Genomic DNA, 15202 nt, shown 5'->3' with positions numbered 1-15202 from the left:
CAGCACCACTTTTAGTTTTCATCTTTGGCATGTTCGGTACTCCGCATTCAGTTGATAAACATAATCAGAAGGCCTGCCGTGCCCTATTGATTACTTCTTCTTTTTCGGGGCGATGACCATGATCAGTTGGCGTCCTTCCATCTTAGGATGCTGTTCGACCGAACCGTACTCGAGCAAGTCACCTTCAACTCGCTTAAGGAGTTCCATCCCCAGCTCCTGGTGGGCCATCTCACGGCCGCGGAATCGCAAGGATACCGTGGCCCTGTCCCCATCACTCAGGAAACGTACCAGGTTGCGCAGTTTTACCTGGTAATCCCCTTCCTCCGTCCCTGGACGAAACTTGATTTCTTTAACCTGAATCTGTTTCTGGTTCTTCTTGGCTGCGGCAACCTGCTTCTTCTTCTCGAAGATCGATTTGCCGTAGTCCATCAGTTTGCAAACAGGGGGTACTGCATCGGCGGAAATTTCCACCAAATCCAGTTTGGCCTCTTCAGCCTTAAGAAGCGCGTCTTCAATTGACACAATCCCAAGCTGTTCACCTTCAGCCCCAATTAACCGAACCTCGCGTGCCGAGATATTCTCGTTGATCGGGGCTTTCGGTGCAGCTCGTTTATCTTGTCTCATTTCACGCTTAATAGTAATTACTCCGAATCTGGGCGACCACGCCGGGAAACCGCTTGCGCGAGAAACTCAGCGAACTGGGCGAGGGGCATCGAGCCCAGGTCAGCACCTTCACGAGTACGCACAGCGACAGTCTGCATCTCGACTTCCCGATCCCCGATAACCAAGAGATAGGGAACCTTGAGCAAAGTATGCTCGCGGATTTTAAAGCCGATCTTTTCATTTCTCAAGTCAGACTTGGCACGAAATCCGCTTTCGTTGAGAGTTTTTTCAACCTCGGCGGCAAAATCGGCCTGTTTGTCAGTGATGTTCATGATCACTGCCTGGGTCGGAGCAAGCCACGCAGGGAATGCACCCTCGTAGTGCTCGATCAGGATTCCGACGAATCGTTCGAAGGATCCAAGGATCGCCCGGTGCAACATTACCGGGTGCTTGCGACTGTTGTCTTCGGAGACGTATTCGGCTCCCAGACGGATCGGCAGGTTAAAATCGAGCTGCAGAGTACCACACTGCCAGACGCGGCCAAGGCAATCTTTGAGCGAGAACTCAATCTTCGGCCCGTAGAACGCCCCCTCACCCGGCTGCAGATCGTACGCAAGGCCCGCGCTGTCGAGGGCAGCGGCCAATGCGGCTTCTGCGCGATCCCACAACTCGTCGGAGCCGACGCGTTTTTCCGGACGAGTGGACAGCTTCATTTCGACGTCGGTGAAGCCGAAGTCGCGATAAACGTCCATGGTCAGCTTGATAAACGCAGCGGACTCGGCCTGCATCTGCTCTTCGGTGCAGAAGATGTGAGCATCGTCCTGAGTGAACGCACGTACGCGCATGATGCCGTGCAGCGCACCCGATGGCTCGTTACGGTGGCAGGCACCGAATTCGGCCAGACGCATCGGCAGCTCGCGGTAGCTTTTCAGGCCTTGATTGAACACCTGCACGTGGCACGGGCAATTCATCGGTTTGATGGCGTAGTCGCGGTTTTCCGACTGAGTGGTAAACATATTGTCGGCGTAGTTGGCCCAGTGCCCGGATTTCTCCCACAGGCTGCGGTCAACGACTTGCGGCGTCTTGATCTCAAGGTAGCCGTTGTCACGCTGCACCTTGCGCATGTACTGCTCGAGCACCTGGTACAGAGTCCAGCCGTTCGGATGCCAGAAAACCATACCCGGGGATTCTTCCTGAGTGTGGAACAGGCCCAGGCGCTTGCCGATCTTGCGGTGATCACGCTTTTCGGCCTCTTCGATACGCTGGATGTAGGCTGCCAACTGTTTCTTGTCAGCCCATGCTGTGCCGTAAACGCGCTGCAATTGCTCGTTTTTCGCATCGCCGCGCCAGTAAGCGCCGGACAGCTTTGTCAGTTTGAAGGATTTCAGAAAACGAGTGTTCGGCACATGCGGGCCGCGACACATATCGACGTATTCTTCGTGATAATACAAGCCCATGGCCTGCTCGTTCGGCATGTCTTCGACCAGACGCAGCTTGTAGTCTTCGCCGCGGGCCTTGAACACCTCGATCACTTCGGCGCGCGGAGTGACTTTCTTGATGACGTCGTAATCTTTTTCGATCAACTGCTGCATGCGCAGCTCGATGGCAGCCATGTCGTCCGGCGTAAAAGGACGTTCGAAGGCGATGTCGTAATAGAAGCCTTCGTCAATGACCGGGCCGATGACCATTTTAGCCGTCGGGTACAGCTGCTTGACCGCATGGCCAACCAAGTGGGCGCAAGAGTGGCGAATGATCTCCAGCCCCTCTTCATCCTTAGGCGTAATGATTTGCAGCGTCGAATCGCTGTCGATGATGTCGCTGGCGTCGACCAGTTGGCCATTGACCTTGCCGGCCACAGTGGCCTTGGCCAGACCAGCACCAATGGATGCTGCGACCTCGGCTACGGAAACCGGGTGATCGAATGAACGTTGACTGCCGTCGGGAAGAGTAATAGTTGGCATGGCGCCTCCTCTCCTAGTGGTGACCCCTAAAAAAGGTCACGTGGGTTGGGATGAGCCAGTACAAGATCCGATCCAGGCCATTCAATGACGAACGCCTGCCTTACAGCGGCAGGAGCCTTGCGGCCAACCGGAAAACCGAACCAGAGTGACTGGGATTCAAATCGGGATTTTCGAACGCTACCGCTGCCGGAATCGAGGTCATCCGGAGCCTGCAAACGCCCGAGTCGGGCATGCTAGCACAGATGAACGGTCGCCGATGTACTCTGGTTTTGCCCAGAGGCAAATCATCCGTTTTATGCCAGAGTGCTGAACTTGATTGGCCATTCAGCCATCAGATAAAAAGACATCGACCCACAAGGAGCATCCTCGCATGCGTCTGAATACCCTTTTTGCAGTAGTCGCCCCTATTGTTCTGCTGCTGCCATTGAGCGCTCACGCAGACTGGCCGAAGGGCGAACGTGAGAAATACATGGCGCAGTGTTCGCAGGCCGCGACGCCTCAGATCGGCGCTGCAGCGGCAAAGTCTCACTGCGCATGCGGTGCTGATGCCATCAAGTCTTATCCGGCCAGCGACATTCAGGCTTTGATGGACAACAAGGCAACGCCTGAATTGCAGCAGAAAGCACTCGGCCAGATTGCTAAATGCAAGGCCAACGCCCCGGCTAAAAAGTGACAAAAAATTAATTTTGACCGGACTGAAAACTGAGAAAAAGCACCTGAGTTGAGCTTTTCTGGTCAATTTATGCAGGTTTTACAGGTTTTTTTGCAGTCTTTACTTTCCGCTGAAAGCCTTTTAAACCGGGCCTTCAAGCGAAAACAGGCAGTCAAGAAAACGCGACTGATTGGCAAACAGCACGTCCGGGGGGTTACAAAGCGAACATTTCGACTATGATATCCCGGTGTGCCCAGTTGGCCTGAGCAGCACAGTACTGAAAAAATATATGTTTCTTGGAGATACACCATGTCTAATCGCCAAACCGGCACCGTTAAGTGGTTCAACGATGAAAAAGGCTTCGGCTTCATCACTCCTCAAGGTGGCGGTGACGACCTGTTCGTACACTTCAAAGCTATCGAAAGCGACGGTTTCAAAAGCCTGAAAGAAGGCCAGACCGTTTCCTTCGTGGCTGAGAAAGGCCAAAAGGGTATGCAAGCAGCACAAGTTCGCGCAGAGTAATTTCTACGCGCACTAAAAAAACCCCGTCCATGTGACGGGGTTTTTTATGCCTGCAACAAAAGCTGCCGGTTATCAGCCGCAGTTGACGCGAGTAACCACCAGACTGTTGTCGGTATTCAGGTTCAAGCGATCAGAACGGTATTCCAGGGTGATCATGTCATCTGGCTTGAGGAAGCGGGCGTTTTGCGCGCCGGCTTTGGCGCGGGCTTGCTCCAACAGGGCGGGCGAAGCTTTCTTGCCAATGGCAAATTCCGCCGCCGTTGCTTCACAGCGGCTATGACCGGCTTCGGTCGCCACAGGATCCTTTGCCGACTCGCTGGAGGTAGTGCTGCAACCGGCCAGCATGGCAACGGTCATTAGTGCACCCAGTGACGCGAACTTCAAAGGCATGAAGCCTCCTTGTTTTCAAATAGTTAGCTGAGATCGTGCGACCGCCGATCTGGCGTTTGGTTTCATGACAAATGCCATCACCCTGCCCCACAATCGGAAAAACGCCGAGTTTGCCTGAGCGGCGTTCGCCACTCACCAATCAATCGTGACTGAATATTAACGAGCTCAGTAAACGTCGATGTAGTCAAACGGCGGATTCGGCCAGTTTTCTTTGAGCGCATTGAAAATCTGCATCACCCAAACCTCGTCACTGGCCGCGACATTGCCGACATAACCCGAGCCCTTTGCCCAGGTTTCCAGACGAAACAGAAGGCCATCGATGTCCTGCCCGCCCGTCACACCAGAAGAGATGTAAGCCATACCGCCCTTGGTCACGCGCAACTGCGTATGCTCATCATCGCTGGCCGACGCCAACAATCGGCGCACAGCATCAAGCGTAAGGCCATCAGGGGTATTCAAATCAATCTGCACAGCACGGTCCTTGGATTCGCCGGAAAAGACCAAGTGTCGCATAGCACTCCGCTCATGCCTAAGTCGCAGTGCCAAATGCCCGACAAAATGATTAACTCGGCACACAGACCTCCCGACTTTTCGAGCCTCATCATGACCAGTGTAAGCATCGACGCCGATATCAAAGCCAAATGGGCAGACGGACACAGTTCCTACAGCCCGGGGTCCACTGAAGAGTTGGCGCTTATTGGTATCGATCTATTGGTCAAAGAGTTGGGCACCGAAGCGGCCCAGCAATTCATCAAGCAGATTTTCGAACGGTACCCGATCGAACAGACCGAGCACGCGCTGGGAGAATAAACCCGCAGGCTGGCACCTGCGGGTGGGCCTTTACTTCAGGCGTTTCAGGCGTTCGGTCAGCAGATCGAAGAAGCCTTGGGCATCGCCATTTTCCACCCAGAATGCATTCTTCGGCGCCTTGAGACCGTCATACCAATCGACGACGGTCTGACCGAAAGTCGGCCCCTCGCGGCTATCAACCACGACATTCACCGAACGACCGGTGAACAGCTCTGGTTTGAGCAGATAAGCCACGACAGTCGCATCATGCACCGGGCCACCCGGAATGCCGTAATGCTCCATATCCCCTTTGATGTATTCGTTGAGGATGTCGCCGACGATTTTGCTCGCGTTGTTGTTGAGCGCTGCAATCTGCTTCAGGCGCGCGTCGCTGGTTAGAATCTTGTGGGTCACGTCCAGAGGCAGATAGGTCAGCTTCACGCCGCTCTTGAGCACCACTTCAGCCGCTTGCGGATCGGCAAACAGGTTGAACTCAGCCACCGGGGTGATGTTGCCGCCGTTGAAATGGGCACCACCCATGATCACCACCTCCTTGATCCCCTGCACAATTTCGGGCTCCTGGATCAAAGCCAGTGCGAGGTTGGTCTGTGGGCCAAGCATGGCAATGGTGATGCTGTGTGGCTTGGCTTTTTTCAGGGTATCGATCAGATAATTGACCGCACTGCCTTCAGCCAGACCTTTTTTCGGTTCATGCACAGTGACACCCGACAGGCCTTCCTTGCCATGGATGTTCTCGGCGTAGATCGGCGTACGCATCAGCGGCTTCGGCGCGCCGGCATAAACCGGTACATCCTCGCGCCCTGCCCACTCGCGAGCCAGACGCGCATTACGTGAAGTTTTGTCGAGGCGCACGTTGCCGGCCACGGTGGTCAGCGCACGAATGTTCAACTCGTCTGGCGAGGCCAGAGCGAACAGCAACGCGACCACGTCGTCGGCCCCCGGATCGGTGTCGATGATCAGGTCGATTTTTTCCGCCGCGTGAGCGCCGGTTGCAGATATCAGGGACAAGAGCAGCAGACTCCGAAGCATTTGGTGCAGTTTTTGAGCATAGCGTTGCATGGCGCATTCCTTGTGCATGTGAAATCGAAAGTTAGAACGTTACACCAGCCACCAGAACGATGTTGCAGTACGGCTGACATTCGCCTGTACGAACAATCGCCCGTGCCTGTCGGCTAAGAACCTTGAATTGCTCATGACTGAGCAGATCGCGACGACCCAGTGCACCTTCTTCATTCAACTCGTCGAGTGTGGTCAGCGCAGTCGGTTGCTTGTCGAAGATTTCCTTGGCCAACGCATGGCTTTCCACCTGCATCTCGCTGAGCACGACTTTCAGGGTGCTGACGAAATCCGGGACACCATGAGTCAGCGCAAGGTCGATCAGCTCGACACCTGGCGGCACCGGCAAGCCGGCATCACCAATCACCACCATGTCGCCATGGCCCAGAGATGCGATCAGTCGAGACAGCGCGACGTTGAGCAAAGGAGTCTTTTTCATGCGGGTTTAAAGGCCTGTACGTCGGACATGGTTGGGATGGAAGGCTGCGCGCCGGCGCGAGTCACCGACAATGCGGCGGCAATCTGCCCGTAGCGGATCGCTTCGGCCTCGGATTTGCCGGCGGCCAGTGCAGCGGCAAAACCACCGACGAAGGTGTCCCCCGCTGCCGTGGTATCGACCGCCTTCACTTTTGGCGCCGGAAAATGCTCGAAACCTTTGCCGTTGGCGAACAACGAGCCCTCAGCACCAAGGGTGATGATGACCTTTCCTGCACCCATCGCGATCAGGTGACTTGCCGCGCTTTCTGCAGTTTCCAGCGAATCGACCGGCAACCCGCTCAACGCAGCAGCTTCGCTTTCGTTGGGAATCAGGTAATCGATGGCCGCAAACCAGTCTGCCGGCAGCGGACGGCTGGCGGGTGCCGGATTGAGGATAACGGTCTTGCCCAGCACACGTGCGCGCTTGAGCGCATGGCCCACGGTTGCATCCGGAATCTCGAGCTGGCAGATGATAACGTCTGCCGCCTGCAACACGGCATCGAAGCGGTCGATCACCGCCGGTGTCATGGCGCCATTGGCACCGGCGACAATCACGATCGCATTCTGACTGTTGTCGTCGACCACAATCAGCGCTACGCCGCTGGAGCCCTCGACGACGCTGACCGCCTGACAGTCGATCTGCTCGGCCAGCAACGCGTCGCGCAACTGCACACCATAGTCATCGTTGCCAACGCAACCGATCATCGCTACTTGTGCGCCCAATCGCGCAGCAGCCACCGCCTGATTGGCGCCCTTGCCACCAGAGACGGTGGCAAAGGAATGACCGATCAGCGTTTCACCACCCCGGGGCAGCCGTGGCGCCCGGGTTACCAGATCCATGTTCAGGCTGCCTATTACCACTACATTTGCTGGCATACATCACTACTCGTCAATTCGATTTCAGCGGTACTCGGTGAACACGCCGGACAGCGGCGCAGTCGATTCGCGCAAGACAATACTCGGGGTCACAATCCGTTGATCAGTGACCAGGCTTGGGGTCGCAATCCTTCGCAGCAGTACTTCAGCCGCCATCTCGCCCAGTTGCAGGATCGACTGGCCGACGGTGGTCAGTGCCGGGTACACGTAACGGCTCATCTGGATATCGTCAAAGCCGATCACCGACAGCTCGCTCGGCACTCGCACCTTGCGCTCAGCCGCCGCTCGCAGCACCCCGATACCAATCATGTCGTTACCGGCAAAAATCGCGCTCGGCGGGTCGCTCGCAAGCAACGTAGTCGCCGCGTTGTAGCCGCCGGTGCTGGTGAAATCGCTCTCCAGCATGCGCGCTGGCGACACTTCAATGCCCGCCTCTTTCAGCGCACGGCAAAAACCGGCCTGACGCATTTGCGCCACGCTGGTGCTCGCCGGCCCGCCGATGGTCGCGATATCGCGGTGACCAAGCTCGAGCAGATGACGGGTGGCGAGGTAAGCGCCGTACTCATGGTCGATGCGCACCAGATCGGCATCTACGCCATCCAGCCCACGGTCGACAATCACCATCGGCGTCTTCACGCCGGCCAGCCCCTGCGCCAGACCACTGTCACCGCCGGCTGAAGCGACGATCAAGCCGTCGACGCGTTTTTCCAGCAGGACGCGCAAGTAGCTGCGCTGCTTCTCCGGGTTGTCATCGGAGTTGCAGAGAATCACGCAGTAGCCATTACGCTCGCAGTAATCCTCGATGCCCCGCGCCAGCTCGGCGAAGTACGGGTTGAGACTGTTAGGCACCAGCAAGCCAATTGTTGCGGTGGTTTTGGCTTTCAGCGAGCGCGCCACCGCGCTCGGCACGTAGTCGAGGCTCTTGATGGCCGCTTCGACTTTCAGCCGGACTTCCTTACTGACCGGTCGGGTGTTGTTCACCACGTGAGACACGGTCGTGTAGGAAATTCCCGCGAGCGCCGCCACATCCTTGATTGTCGCCATGTTTCAAGCCCGCCGACTGGCGCGTTGGCTGCGATAGGTATCGAGCACGACCGCGATGACAATCACCGCACCGGTGATGATGCGCTTGGTCGGTTCGCTTGCACCGATCTGCGCCAGACCGGCCGCCAGTACGGAAATGATCAGCACACCGAAGAAAGTACTGATGACCGATCCGCGCCCGCCCATCAGGCTGGTGCCGCCGATCACCACAGCGGCAATGACTTGCAGCTCCAGGCCGGAGCCGGCATTCGGGTCCGCCGCTTCCAGACGAGAAATCTGGAACAGCGCGGCGATACCGGCCAGCAGCCCCATCAGACTGAAAACCAGAATCTTGTAGGGTTTTGGATTGATCCCCGCCAGCCGCACCGCTTCTTCATTGGTACCGATACCGATCAGGTAACGACCGAACACGGTGCGCGTCAAAACCGCCTGCGCAATAAAAATCACCAGCAAGGCAATGATGAACGATGGTGAAATACCGAAAGCGATCGGGTTCGACAGCCAGGCAAACGAATCACCGATGTAAGCCGTGCGCGAGCCGGTCATCTGGTAAGCCAGACCCCGGGCCATTTCCAGCACACCGAGAGAAACGATGAACGAGGGAATCCGCCAGGCCACGGTAATCGAACCGGTGACGGTGCCGGCCAGTGCCGCGACCGCCATACCGAGCAACGCCGCCGGCAATACGTTCCACCCCCAACCGAGCATGGCCACGCTGACGGTCGATGCCGCGAGTGCAAGCACCGAGCCCACCGAGAGATCGATGCCGCCAATGATCAACACAAAGGTCATACCGACGGCCAGCACCATCAGATCGGGAATCTGGTTGGCCAGCGTACTGAAGGTGTTATAGGACAGAAAGTGGCTACTCAAGACCGAGAACAGCGCAATCATTGCCAGCAGTGCACCGGCTAGCCCCAGATAGGTGCCCAGTCCATAGAAGTTGCCACTACGTTTGCTGGCAGGAGATGCAGTTTTCATGGGAGATCCCTAGGCGCCGCTTCGTTGAGCAACGCATCACGTTTTTGGTAGCCGGCAAACGCGGCGGCAAGCAAATCATCCTGGGTCCAGCTGTCGCGCTCGAAGGTGTCGATCAGACGCCCCGCCGACAACACACCGATCCGGTCGCAGATCAGCATCAATTCACGCAGGTCACTGGACACCACCACCAGCGCTTTGCCCTGGCGAGTCAGTTCACCGAGCAAGGCATAGATGTCGAACTTGGCACCGACGTCGATGCCACGGGTCGGTTCATCGAACAGCAGCACCGAGCAATCACGCTCCAGCCATCGACCGATCACGACCTTTTGCTGGTTACCACCGGACAGTTCCGACACCAGTTGCGTGGGGCTTGAGCTGCGGATGCGCATCGCGTCGATCTGCCGTTGCGCCAGGGAGATTTCGTCGCCGTTGTTGACGAAACCACCACTGGAAATTTCCGGCATGTTGCCCAAGGCAATGTTGGCGCTGATCGATTGGCTCAGCAGCAAGCCTTCGCCTTTGCGATCCTCGGTGATCAGCGCAATGCCATTGCGCACCGCATCGACCGGCGAACGTATGCTCACCACTTGCGCTGGCGAGCCCAGCGCAATCGTGCCGCTGTCCGCGACATCGGCACCAAAAATCAGCCGCAGCAGTTCGGTGCGCCCTGCTCCGATCAGACCGGAAATCCCGTAGATCTCCCCGGCACGCACTTCGAACGAGACGTCGCGCACCTTGTCGGAACGGGTCAGGCCTGTGACCGTCAACGCCGGGGCGCCGATGTTGCGCGGCCCCATATCGATGTGCTCGCCCAGTTCGCGACCGACCATCAGCGTGACCAGTTGCTCGCTGTTGTAATTGGCCATCGGCTCGACGCAAACCAGATTGCCGTCACGCAGCACGGCAATGCGTTGCGCCACTCGGGCCAACTCTTCAAGACGGTGGGATATATAGATGATCGAGACGCCGCGCGCCTGTAAGCGAGTGATCTGCTCGAAGAGCATTTCGACCTCACGCGCCGTGAGCATCGCGGTCGGTTCGTCGAGAATCAGCACATGGCAATCGCCGATCAGGTTACGGGCAATTTCGACCATCTGCTGATGCCCGATGCCCAATTCGCCGACCAGCGTGTCCGGATCGATCGCGTCGAGCCCTACCTGCGCCATGGCTTCGATGGCTGCCTTACGCAATTGCTTGCGGCTGATCCAGCCACCGTTGCTTGGCAGATTGTCGAGAAACAGGTTCTCCGCCACCGACAATGTCGGCAACAGATTGAGTTCTTGCATGACCATGCGCACGCCGAGATCTTCAGCCTGAGTACGGCTGCCCGGGCGGTAGTCCTTGCCCTGGAATTGCATCTGGCCAGTGGTCGGGGTAACCAGACCACCAATGATCTTCGACAGGGTGCTTTTACCGGCGCCATTCTCGCCGGTCAGCGCCAGTACTTCACCGCGCATCAGCGTCAAATCAATGCCCGTGAGCACCGGTTGCGCATAGGTCTTACCGATACCGCTGACCGAGAGGACAGCGTTCGGAGCGGAAACTGACATAAAAATCTCCATGCGCTCGCCCGGGCGGACGAGCGCCGTTGTATCGCCAGAGGACTTACTTGGTGACCAGTTCGACCGGTGTTTCAATCACGCCATTGATACCGCTGTCGACCTTCTCGCCCTTGATGATTTTCAGCGCGGTCTCGATACCGAACACAGCTTGTTTCGCGGCATATTGATCGGCAGTCGCCAGTACGCGACCGTCCTTCAACATTGGCTTGATAGCATTGATGTTGTCGTAGCCGACAACCTGCACTTTGCCTGCCTTGCCCGCAGCACGCACGGCGGAAACGGCACCGACGGCCATACTGTCGTTACCAGCCAGCAACGCTTTGACATCCGGGTATTCACTGAGAATCGAGGCGGCAACCTTGTTGCCTTTATCGATCTCCCAGTCACCGGACTGCAGGGAAACCACCTTGATCTGCGCAGCCTCCATCGCATCCTTGAAGCCAGCGGTACGCTGCTGAGCGTTGGTCGTGGTGGACACGCCTTCAATGATGCCGACTTCGTCACCGGCCTTAAGCTGTTTGGCCAGGTACTCGCCAACCAGACGCGCACCCTTGCGGTTGTCCGGGCCTACGAATGGAACGCTGATGTTCTTGCTTTTGACGATTTGCGGATCGAGCTGGTTGTCGATGTTGATCACGGTAATACCGGCATCAACGGCTTTCTTGATCACCGGCACCATGGCCTTGGAGTCAGAAGGCGCGATGACCAGGGCATTGACCTTCGCCAGAATCATTTGCTCGACGATGCGCGTCTGGCCTGCAGTATCGGTTTCGTCCTTGATGCCGTTGGAGATCAGGTCGAAATCGGCGGAGTGTTCTTTCTGGTAGGCCTTGGCGCCATCTTCCATGGTCAGGAAGAATTCGTTGGCGAGGGATTTCATGACCAGTGCGACTTTGGGTTTTTCCGGGGATTCGGCGAACGCCGAAGAGACGGGTAATGCAGCGGCTGTGGCAGCCAGCATAGCGACAGCAAGAAGACGTCCAGCGAATGGCAGCTTCATGGGTTCACTCCGATCTTATGATTATTGTGAGCAACGCTTGCGCTGGCGTAGGCTACAGCGCTTCCACCGATGGAGCTGTACTCCGGGAAAGCCGCGCAAACGTTTGCGTAGACCGAACTATGCGAACCTCGCCGCGATTTGTCAACAATCAGAAATCGCCATTTATTGTAGGACGAATCATTCGACACGCCCCTTCGGGGCTTAGGCCGTGGTGTTGACCAAAGCACCACTACCGGCGTTCTTGGACATTTCCTTGACCAGTGCACCCGCGACTTCCATCAACGCGCCGCTGGTTTGAGCAATCTGCCCCTGAATGGACATGACGGCCTGCGATTTGACCTCGGGAGTCGGATAGCTCTGCGCTTGTGCTGCTGCCAGTTGCTGTTGCTGCTCCTGGAGTTGCTGCTGCAATTCCTGCATCCGCTTCAGCAGCATTTTGACTGTGATGCTCAGGTTATCGCCGCCTTCAGCTTTGCTGTCTTCTTGCGCGGGACCACCGGTTCGGACCTGATTGCTCTCCTCTTTCTCAGTGCCCAGCGCCTCAGCGGAAGCCTGCGCTTCCGCCTCACTCAATGCGTTGATCGTCGCTGCGGTTTTGCCGCCGATGGTGACAGCAGTGGGATTTGAAAAACCGATCGTCAGTGACATGAGAACTCCTGAAATTTTAGTTTCCTTGAACACCCATCGGCCAGCACGCAGGTTTCTTTAGCAGCAATTCCAGAACCTGCAACCCGATTCGTTCGACAGAAACAGTAGTCCTTTTCGGAGAGCCGAACATGAAAGCTCACATTGTTCGGAAACCCGGATACCCGACTCACGCGGTTATTTTTATAATGACAAAATACTGATGTAAATCATCAAGTTAAACATTTCTCTAACGCAAAGTATGGCTGGTACAGATCCTGCTCCCTATACCGCACCCCGGCATCCAGATCGGCTCGGGGCGCATCTAGATGAACCTGCATCAGCACCGTCTCACTACTAGAGAGAAAAATAATGAAATCTGCTTTCAACACCTTCGTTCCGGGCGCTTTGGCCCTCCTCCTGCTCCTGCCGACTGCCCTTCAGGCAAAAGAAGTCGAAACCCAGACCAAACTTGCCAACGTCGTGGTCCTCGCCACCGGCGGCACTATTGCCGGGGCCGGCGCCAGCGCAGCCAACAGCGCCACTTATCAAGCGGCCAAAGTAGGCGTCGAGCAACTGATTGCCGGCATTCCTGAATTGAGCAAACTGGCCAATGTGCGTGGCGAACAAGTCATGCAGATCGCCTCGGAAAGCATCACTAACGACAACTTGCTGCAATTGGGTCGTCGCGTGGCCGAGCTGGCTGACAGCAAAGATGTCGACGGCATCGTCATCACCCACGGCACCGACACCCTGGAAGAAACCGCTTACTTCCTCAACCTGGTAGAGAAGACCGACAAGCCGATTATCGTCGTCGGCTCCATGCGTCCAGGTACCGCAATGTCCGCTGATGGCATGCTCAACCTGTACAACGCCGTAGCAGTGGCCAGCAGCAAAGAAGCTCGCGGCAAAGGCGTTCTGGTGACCATGAACGATGAAATCCAGTCCGGTCGTGATGTGAGCAAAACGATCAACATCAAGACTGAAGCCTTTAAAAGTGCCTGGGGCCCAATGGGCATGGTAGTTGAAGGCAAGTCTTACTGGTTCCGCTTGCCAGCCAAGCGTCACACCATGGACTCTGAGTTCGACATTAAAAACATCAAGAGCCTGCCTGACGTAGAAATCGCCTATTCCTACGGCAACGTGAGCGATACCGCCTACAAGGCACTCGCCCAATCCGGCGCCAAAGCCATCATCCATGCAGGCACTGGTAACGGTTCGGTGTCCTCGCGCGTAGTGCCTTCATTGCAAGCCCTGCGTAAAGATGGCGTGCAAATCATCCGCTCGTCACACGTCAACGCTGGCGGCTTCGTTCTGCGCAATGCCGAACAACCGGACGACAAGTACGACTGGGTCGTCGCTCATGACCTGAACCCACAAAAAGCCCGCATCCTGGCGATGGTCGCACTGACTAAAACCAACGACAGCAAAGAGCTGCAGCGGATGTTCTGGGAATACTGATTGACCTTCGCCCGATCAACTCTCGATCAGGCAATCTTCTCACCACTCGCCTGATTGGCGGGTGGTGCGTCGCCTACAACCTTCATGCATTTTTCCCACAAAAAACTCGACACGACTTACACCAAATTCGGAAAAGCGCTGTCAGAGGATTTTCTTGAAATTTAAGCAGTTGCGAAAACGCTTACAGTTAAATACTGTATGCACGTACAGCTTAATAAGGATAACCTCGTGGCCACCTCCCCTGATGCTCCTGACGCTTATGAACGCATGGGTATGCGCGTTCAGAAAATCATCAATTCCCCCACCGCACAAAAAGCCAAAGCCGCATTGATTTTCCGTCTGCCGGACGAACCGATGGATGACTGGGGGCGCTTGCTCGAGGAAATCGACGAAAACGACAACGTTACTCTCGCCTATCGCGACGATGGCGGCGTGCAGATTTTTTGGGTTGTGCCGAAGGAAGATTGATTCAATGATTGTCCGCTGTTTTGCTTTGCTCTTGCTGTTCATCGCCATGGGCGCCCACGCGGGCGCACCTCGCACATTTTCTGAAGCCAAGAAGGTCGCCTGGAAGCTGTATGCGCCGCAGTCCACCGAGTTCTATTGCGGCTGCAAATACACCGGCAACAGAATTGACCTGAAAGCTTGCGGTTACGTACCGCGTAAAAATGCCAAACGCGCTTCGCGTATCGAATGGGAGCACATCGTGCCCGCCTGGCAGTTCGGCCATCAGCGTCAATGCTGGCAGGAAGGCGGACGCAAGAACTGCACACGCTACGACCCAAGCTATCAGAAGGCCGAAGCCGACCTGCATAACCTGGTACCGAGTATTGGTGAGGTCAACGGTGATCGCAGCAACTTCAGCTACGGCTGGCTGCCAGTGCAATCCGGCCAGTACGGCTCGTGCCTGACCCAGGTCGACTTCAAAGCCAAGAAGGTCATGCCCCGCCCTTCGATTCGCGGCATGATTGCCCGCACCTATTTCTACATGAGCAAGCAGTACGGCTTGCGTCTGTCGAAACAGGATCGGCAGTTGTATGAGGCTTGGGACAAGACCTACCCGGTGCAAGACTGGGAACGCCAGCGCAATCAGAGCGTGGCGTGCGTGATGGGACGTGGCAACGAATTTGTCGGCCCGGTAAACATGAAAACCTGCGGCTGATCGCAGTATAAAAAAGGCCTC

Annotated in this window: 18 protein-coding genes; 6 read left to right on the top strand and 12 right to left on the bottom strand. The window is 56.4% G+C overall.

From position 1 onward, the window contains the following. Positions 1-90: 90 nt before the first annotated feature. Together infC and thrS are read right to left on the bottom strand one after the other, a co-directional pair. Positions 91-642 carry a translation initiation factor IF-3 gene (infC, locus tag ACIQVE_RS24740; RefSeq protein WP_402813438.1) on the bottom strand — a complete coding sequence of 184 codons (552 nt, stop codon included), beginning with the start codon at positions 640-642 and terminating at the stop codon, positions 91-93. Next, a complete protein-coding gene (thrS, locus tag ACIQVE_RS24735) occupies positions 642-2564 on the bottom strand; it encodes a threonine--tRNA ligase (protein ID WP_402813421.1) in 1923 nt (640 codons plus the stop codon). The genes infC and thrS overlap by 1 nt, the downstream gene beginning before the upstream one ends. A gap of 370 nt (positions 2565-2934) precedes the next feature. Here thrS and ACIQVE_RS24730 point away from each other — a divergent pair, with 370 nt between their 5' ends. Beyond that, on the top strand, positions 2935-3237 hold the full coding sequence (locus tag ACIQVE_RS24730; RefSeq protein WP_402813418.1) for a hypothetical protein: 303 nt from the start codon (positions 2935-2937) through the stop codon (positions 3235-3237). 288 nt (positions 3238-3525) lie between these two features. Further along, positions 3526-3738 carry a cold-shock protein gene (locus ACIQVE_RS24725; protein ID WP_007905882.1) on the top strand — a complete coding sequence of 71 codons (213 nt, stop codon included), beginning with the start codon at positions 3526-3528 and terminating at the stop codon, positions 3736-3738. Positions 3739-3810: 72 nt separating this feature from the next. Here the strand turns inward: ACIQVE_RS24725 and ACIQVE_RS24720 are convergent, their stop codons facing one another. After that, positions 3811-4128, bottom strand: coding sequence for an I78 family peptidase inhibitor (locus tag ACIQVE_RS24720; protein WP_402813415.1), 318 nt, complete (start codon positions 4126-4128; stop codon positions 3811-3813). Positions 4129-4293: 165 nt separating this feature from the next. Continuing rightward, complete coding sequence (locus tag ACIQVE_RS24715; protein ID WP_402813436.1) at positions 4294-4599, bottom strand: hypothetical protein; 306 nt, start codon at positions 4597-4599, stop codon at positions 4294-4296. 132 nt (positions 4600-4731) lie between these two features. On the opposite strand from ACIQVE_RS24715, the gene ACIQVE_RS24710 reads away from it, so the two are divergent. Then, on the top strand, positions 4732-4938 hold the full coding sequence (locus ACIQVE_RS24710) for a hypothetical protein (protein ID WP_047300630.1): 207 nt from the start codon (positions 4732-4734) through the stop codon (positions 4936-4938). A gap of 30 nt (positions 4939-4968) precedes the next feature. Here ACIQVE_RS24710 and ACIQVE_RS24705 read toward each other — a convergent pair whose 3' ends face one another. From ACIQVE_RS24705 to ACIQVE_RS24670, 8 genes are all read right to left on the bottom strand, one after another. Then, entirely contained in the window at positions 4969-5997 is a 1029-nt protein-coding gene (locus ACIQVE_RS24705; protein WP_402813411.1) for a nucleoside hydrolase, read from the bottom strand. Between the two features lie 31 nt (positions 5998-6028). Continuing rightward, complete coding sequence (gene rbsD / locus ACIQVE_RS24700; RefSeq protein WP_339433985.1) at positions 6029-6433, bottom strand: D-ribose pyranase; 405 nt, start codon at positions 6431-6433, stop codon at positions 6029-6031. Further along, entirely contained in the window at positions 6430-7347 is a 918-nt protein-coding gene (gene rbsK / locus ACIQVE_RS24695) for a ribokinase (RefSeq protein WP_402813408.1), read from the bottom strand. The genes rbsD and rbsK overlap by 4 nt, the downstream gene beginning before the upstream one ends. A 24-nt stretch (positions 7348-7371) precedes the next feature. After that, positions 7372-8391: a LacI family DNA-binding transcriptional regulator gene (locus ACIQVE_RS24690; RefSeq protein WP_402813405.1), complete on the bottom strand. Its 1020-nt coding sequence runs from the start codon at positions 8389-8391 to the stop codon at positions 7372-7374. A gap of 3 nt (positions 8392-8394) precedes the next feature. Next, positions 8395-9372 (bottom strand): ABC transporter permease, encoded by a 978-nt coding sequence (locus ACIQVE_RS24685; protein WP_402813402.1) that lies wholly within the window; start codon positions 9370-9372, stop codon positions 8395-8397. Beyond that, positions 9369-10922, bottom strand: coding sequence for a sugar ABC transporter ATP-binding protein (locus tag ACIQVE_RS24680; protein ID WP_402813399.1), 1554 nt, complete (start codon positions 10920-10922; stop codon positions 9369-9371). Before ACIQVE_RS24680 ends, ACIQVE_RS24685 begins: the two co-directional genes overlap by 4 nt. Before the next feature lie 55 nt (positions 10923-10977). Then, a complete protein-coding gene (locus ACIQVE_RS24675) occupies positions 10978-11934 on the bottom strand; it encodes a sugar ABC transporter substrate-binding protein (protein ID WP_402813396.1) in 957 nt (318 codons plus the stop codon). A 201-nt stretch (positions 11935-12135) separates the two neighbouring features. After that, entirely contained in the window at positions 12136-12582 is a 447-nt protein-coding gene (locus ACIQVE_RS24670) for a hypothetical protein (RefSeq protein WP_402813433.1), read from the bottom strand. A gap of 348 nt (positions 12583-12930) precedes the next feature. On the opposite strand from ACIQVE_RS24670, the gene ACIQVE_RS24665 reads away from it, so the two are divergent. The 3 genes from ACIQVE_RS24665 (at position 12931) to ACIQVE_RS24655 (ending at position 15181) form a co-directional block, all read left to right on the top strand. Then, entirely contained in the window at positions 12931-14019 is a 1089-nt protein-coding gene (locus ACIQVE_RS24665; protein ID WP_047300467.1) for an asparaginase, read from the top strand. A gap of 198 nt (positions 14020-14217) precedes the next feature. Further along, positions 14218-14487 (top strand): DUF1654 domain-containing protein, encoded by a 270-nt coding sequence (locus tag ACIQVE_RS24660; protein ID WP_402813393.1) that lies wholly within the window; start codon positions 14218-14220, stop codon positions 14485-14487. 4 nt (positions 14488-14491) lie between these two features. Further along, complete coding sequence (locus ACIQVE_RS24655) at positions 14492-15181, top strand: endonuclease (RefSeq protein ID WP_402813390.1); 690 nt, start codon at positions 14492-14494, stop codon at positions 15179-15181. Positions 15182-15202 lie beyond the last annotated feature (21 nt).

It is taken from the genome of Pseudomonas sp. NPDC098747, assembly GCF_044760045.1.
In the GTDB taxonomy this organism is placed as follows: Bacteria; Pseudomonadota; Gammaproteobacteria; order Pseudomonadales; family Pseudomonadaceae; genus Aquipseudomonas.
This window is presented reverse-complemented; position numbering and strand designations above follow the sequence as displayed.

Coding starts and splice junctions, on each gene's coding strand:
- ACIQVE_RS24705 (WP_402813411.1), bottom strand. CDS start 5,997: ATGCAACGCTATGCTCAAAAACTGCACCAAATGCTTCGGAGTCTGCTG.
- rbsD (WP_339433985.1), bottom strand. CDS start 6,433: ATGAAAAAGACTCCTTTGCTCAACGTCGCGCTGTCTCGACTGATCGCA.
- ACIQVE_RS24675 (WP_402813396.1), bottom strand. CDS start 11,934: ATGAAGCTGCCATTCGCTGGACGTCTTCTTGCTGTCGCTATGCTGGCT.
- ACIQVE_RS24710 (WP_047300630.1), top strand. CDS start 4,732: ATGACCAGTGTAAGCATCGACGCCGATATCAAAGCCAAATGGGCAGAC.
- ACIQVE_RS24665 (WP_047300467.1), top strand. CDS start 12,931: ATGAAATCTGCTTTCAACACCTTCGTTCCGGGCGCTTTGGCCCTCCTC.
- ACIQVE_RS24690 (WP_402813405.1), bottom strand. CDS start 8,391: ATGGCGACAATCAAGGATGTGGCGGCGCTCGCGGGAATTTCCTACACG.
- ACIQVE_RS24720 (WP_402813415.1), bottom strand. CDS start 4,128: ATGCCTTTGAAGTTCGCGTCACTGGGTGCACTAATGACCGTTGCCATG.
- ACIQVE_RS24730 (WP_402813418.1), top strand. CDS start 2,935: ATGCGTCTGAATACCCTTTTTGCAGTAGTCGCCCCTATTGTTCTGCTG.
- rbsK (WP_402813408.1), bottom strand. CDS start 7,347: ATGCCAGCAAATGTAGTGGTAATAGGCAGCCTGAACATGGATCTGGTA.
- ACIQVE_RS24655 (WP_402813390.1), top strand. CDS start 14,492: ATGATTGTCCGCTGTTTTGCTTTGCTCTTGCTGTTCATCGCCATGGGC.
- ACIQVE_RS24725 (WP_007905882.1), top strand. CDS start 3,526: ATGTCTAATCGCCAAACCGGCACCGTTAAGTGGTTCAACGATGAAAAA.
- ACIQVE_RS24680 (WP_402813399.1), bottom strand. CDS start 10,922: ATGTCAGTTTCCGCTCCGAACGCTGTCCTCTCGGTCAGCGGTATCGGT.
- ACIQVE_RS24660 (WP_402813393.1), top strand. CDS start 14,218: ATGCACGTACAGCTTAATAAGGATAACCTCGTGGCCACCTCCCCTGAT.
- ACIQVE_RS24670 (WP_402813433.1), bottom strand. CDS start 12,582: ATGTCACTGACGATCGGTTTTTCAAATCCCACTGCTGTCACCATCGGC.
- ACIQVE_RS24685 (WP_402813402.1), bottom strand. CDS start 9,372: ATGAAAACTGCATCTCCTGCCAGCAAACGTAGTGGCAACTTCTATGGA.
- thrS (WP_402813421.1), bottom strand. CDS start 2,564: ATGCCAACTATTACTCTTCCCGACGGCAGTCAACGTTCATTCGATCAC.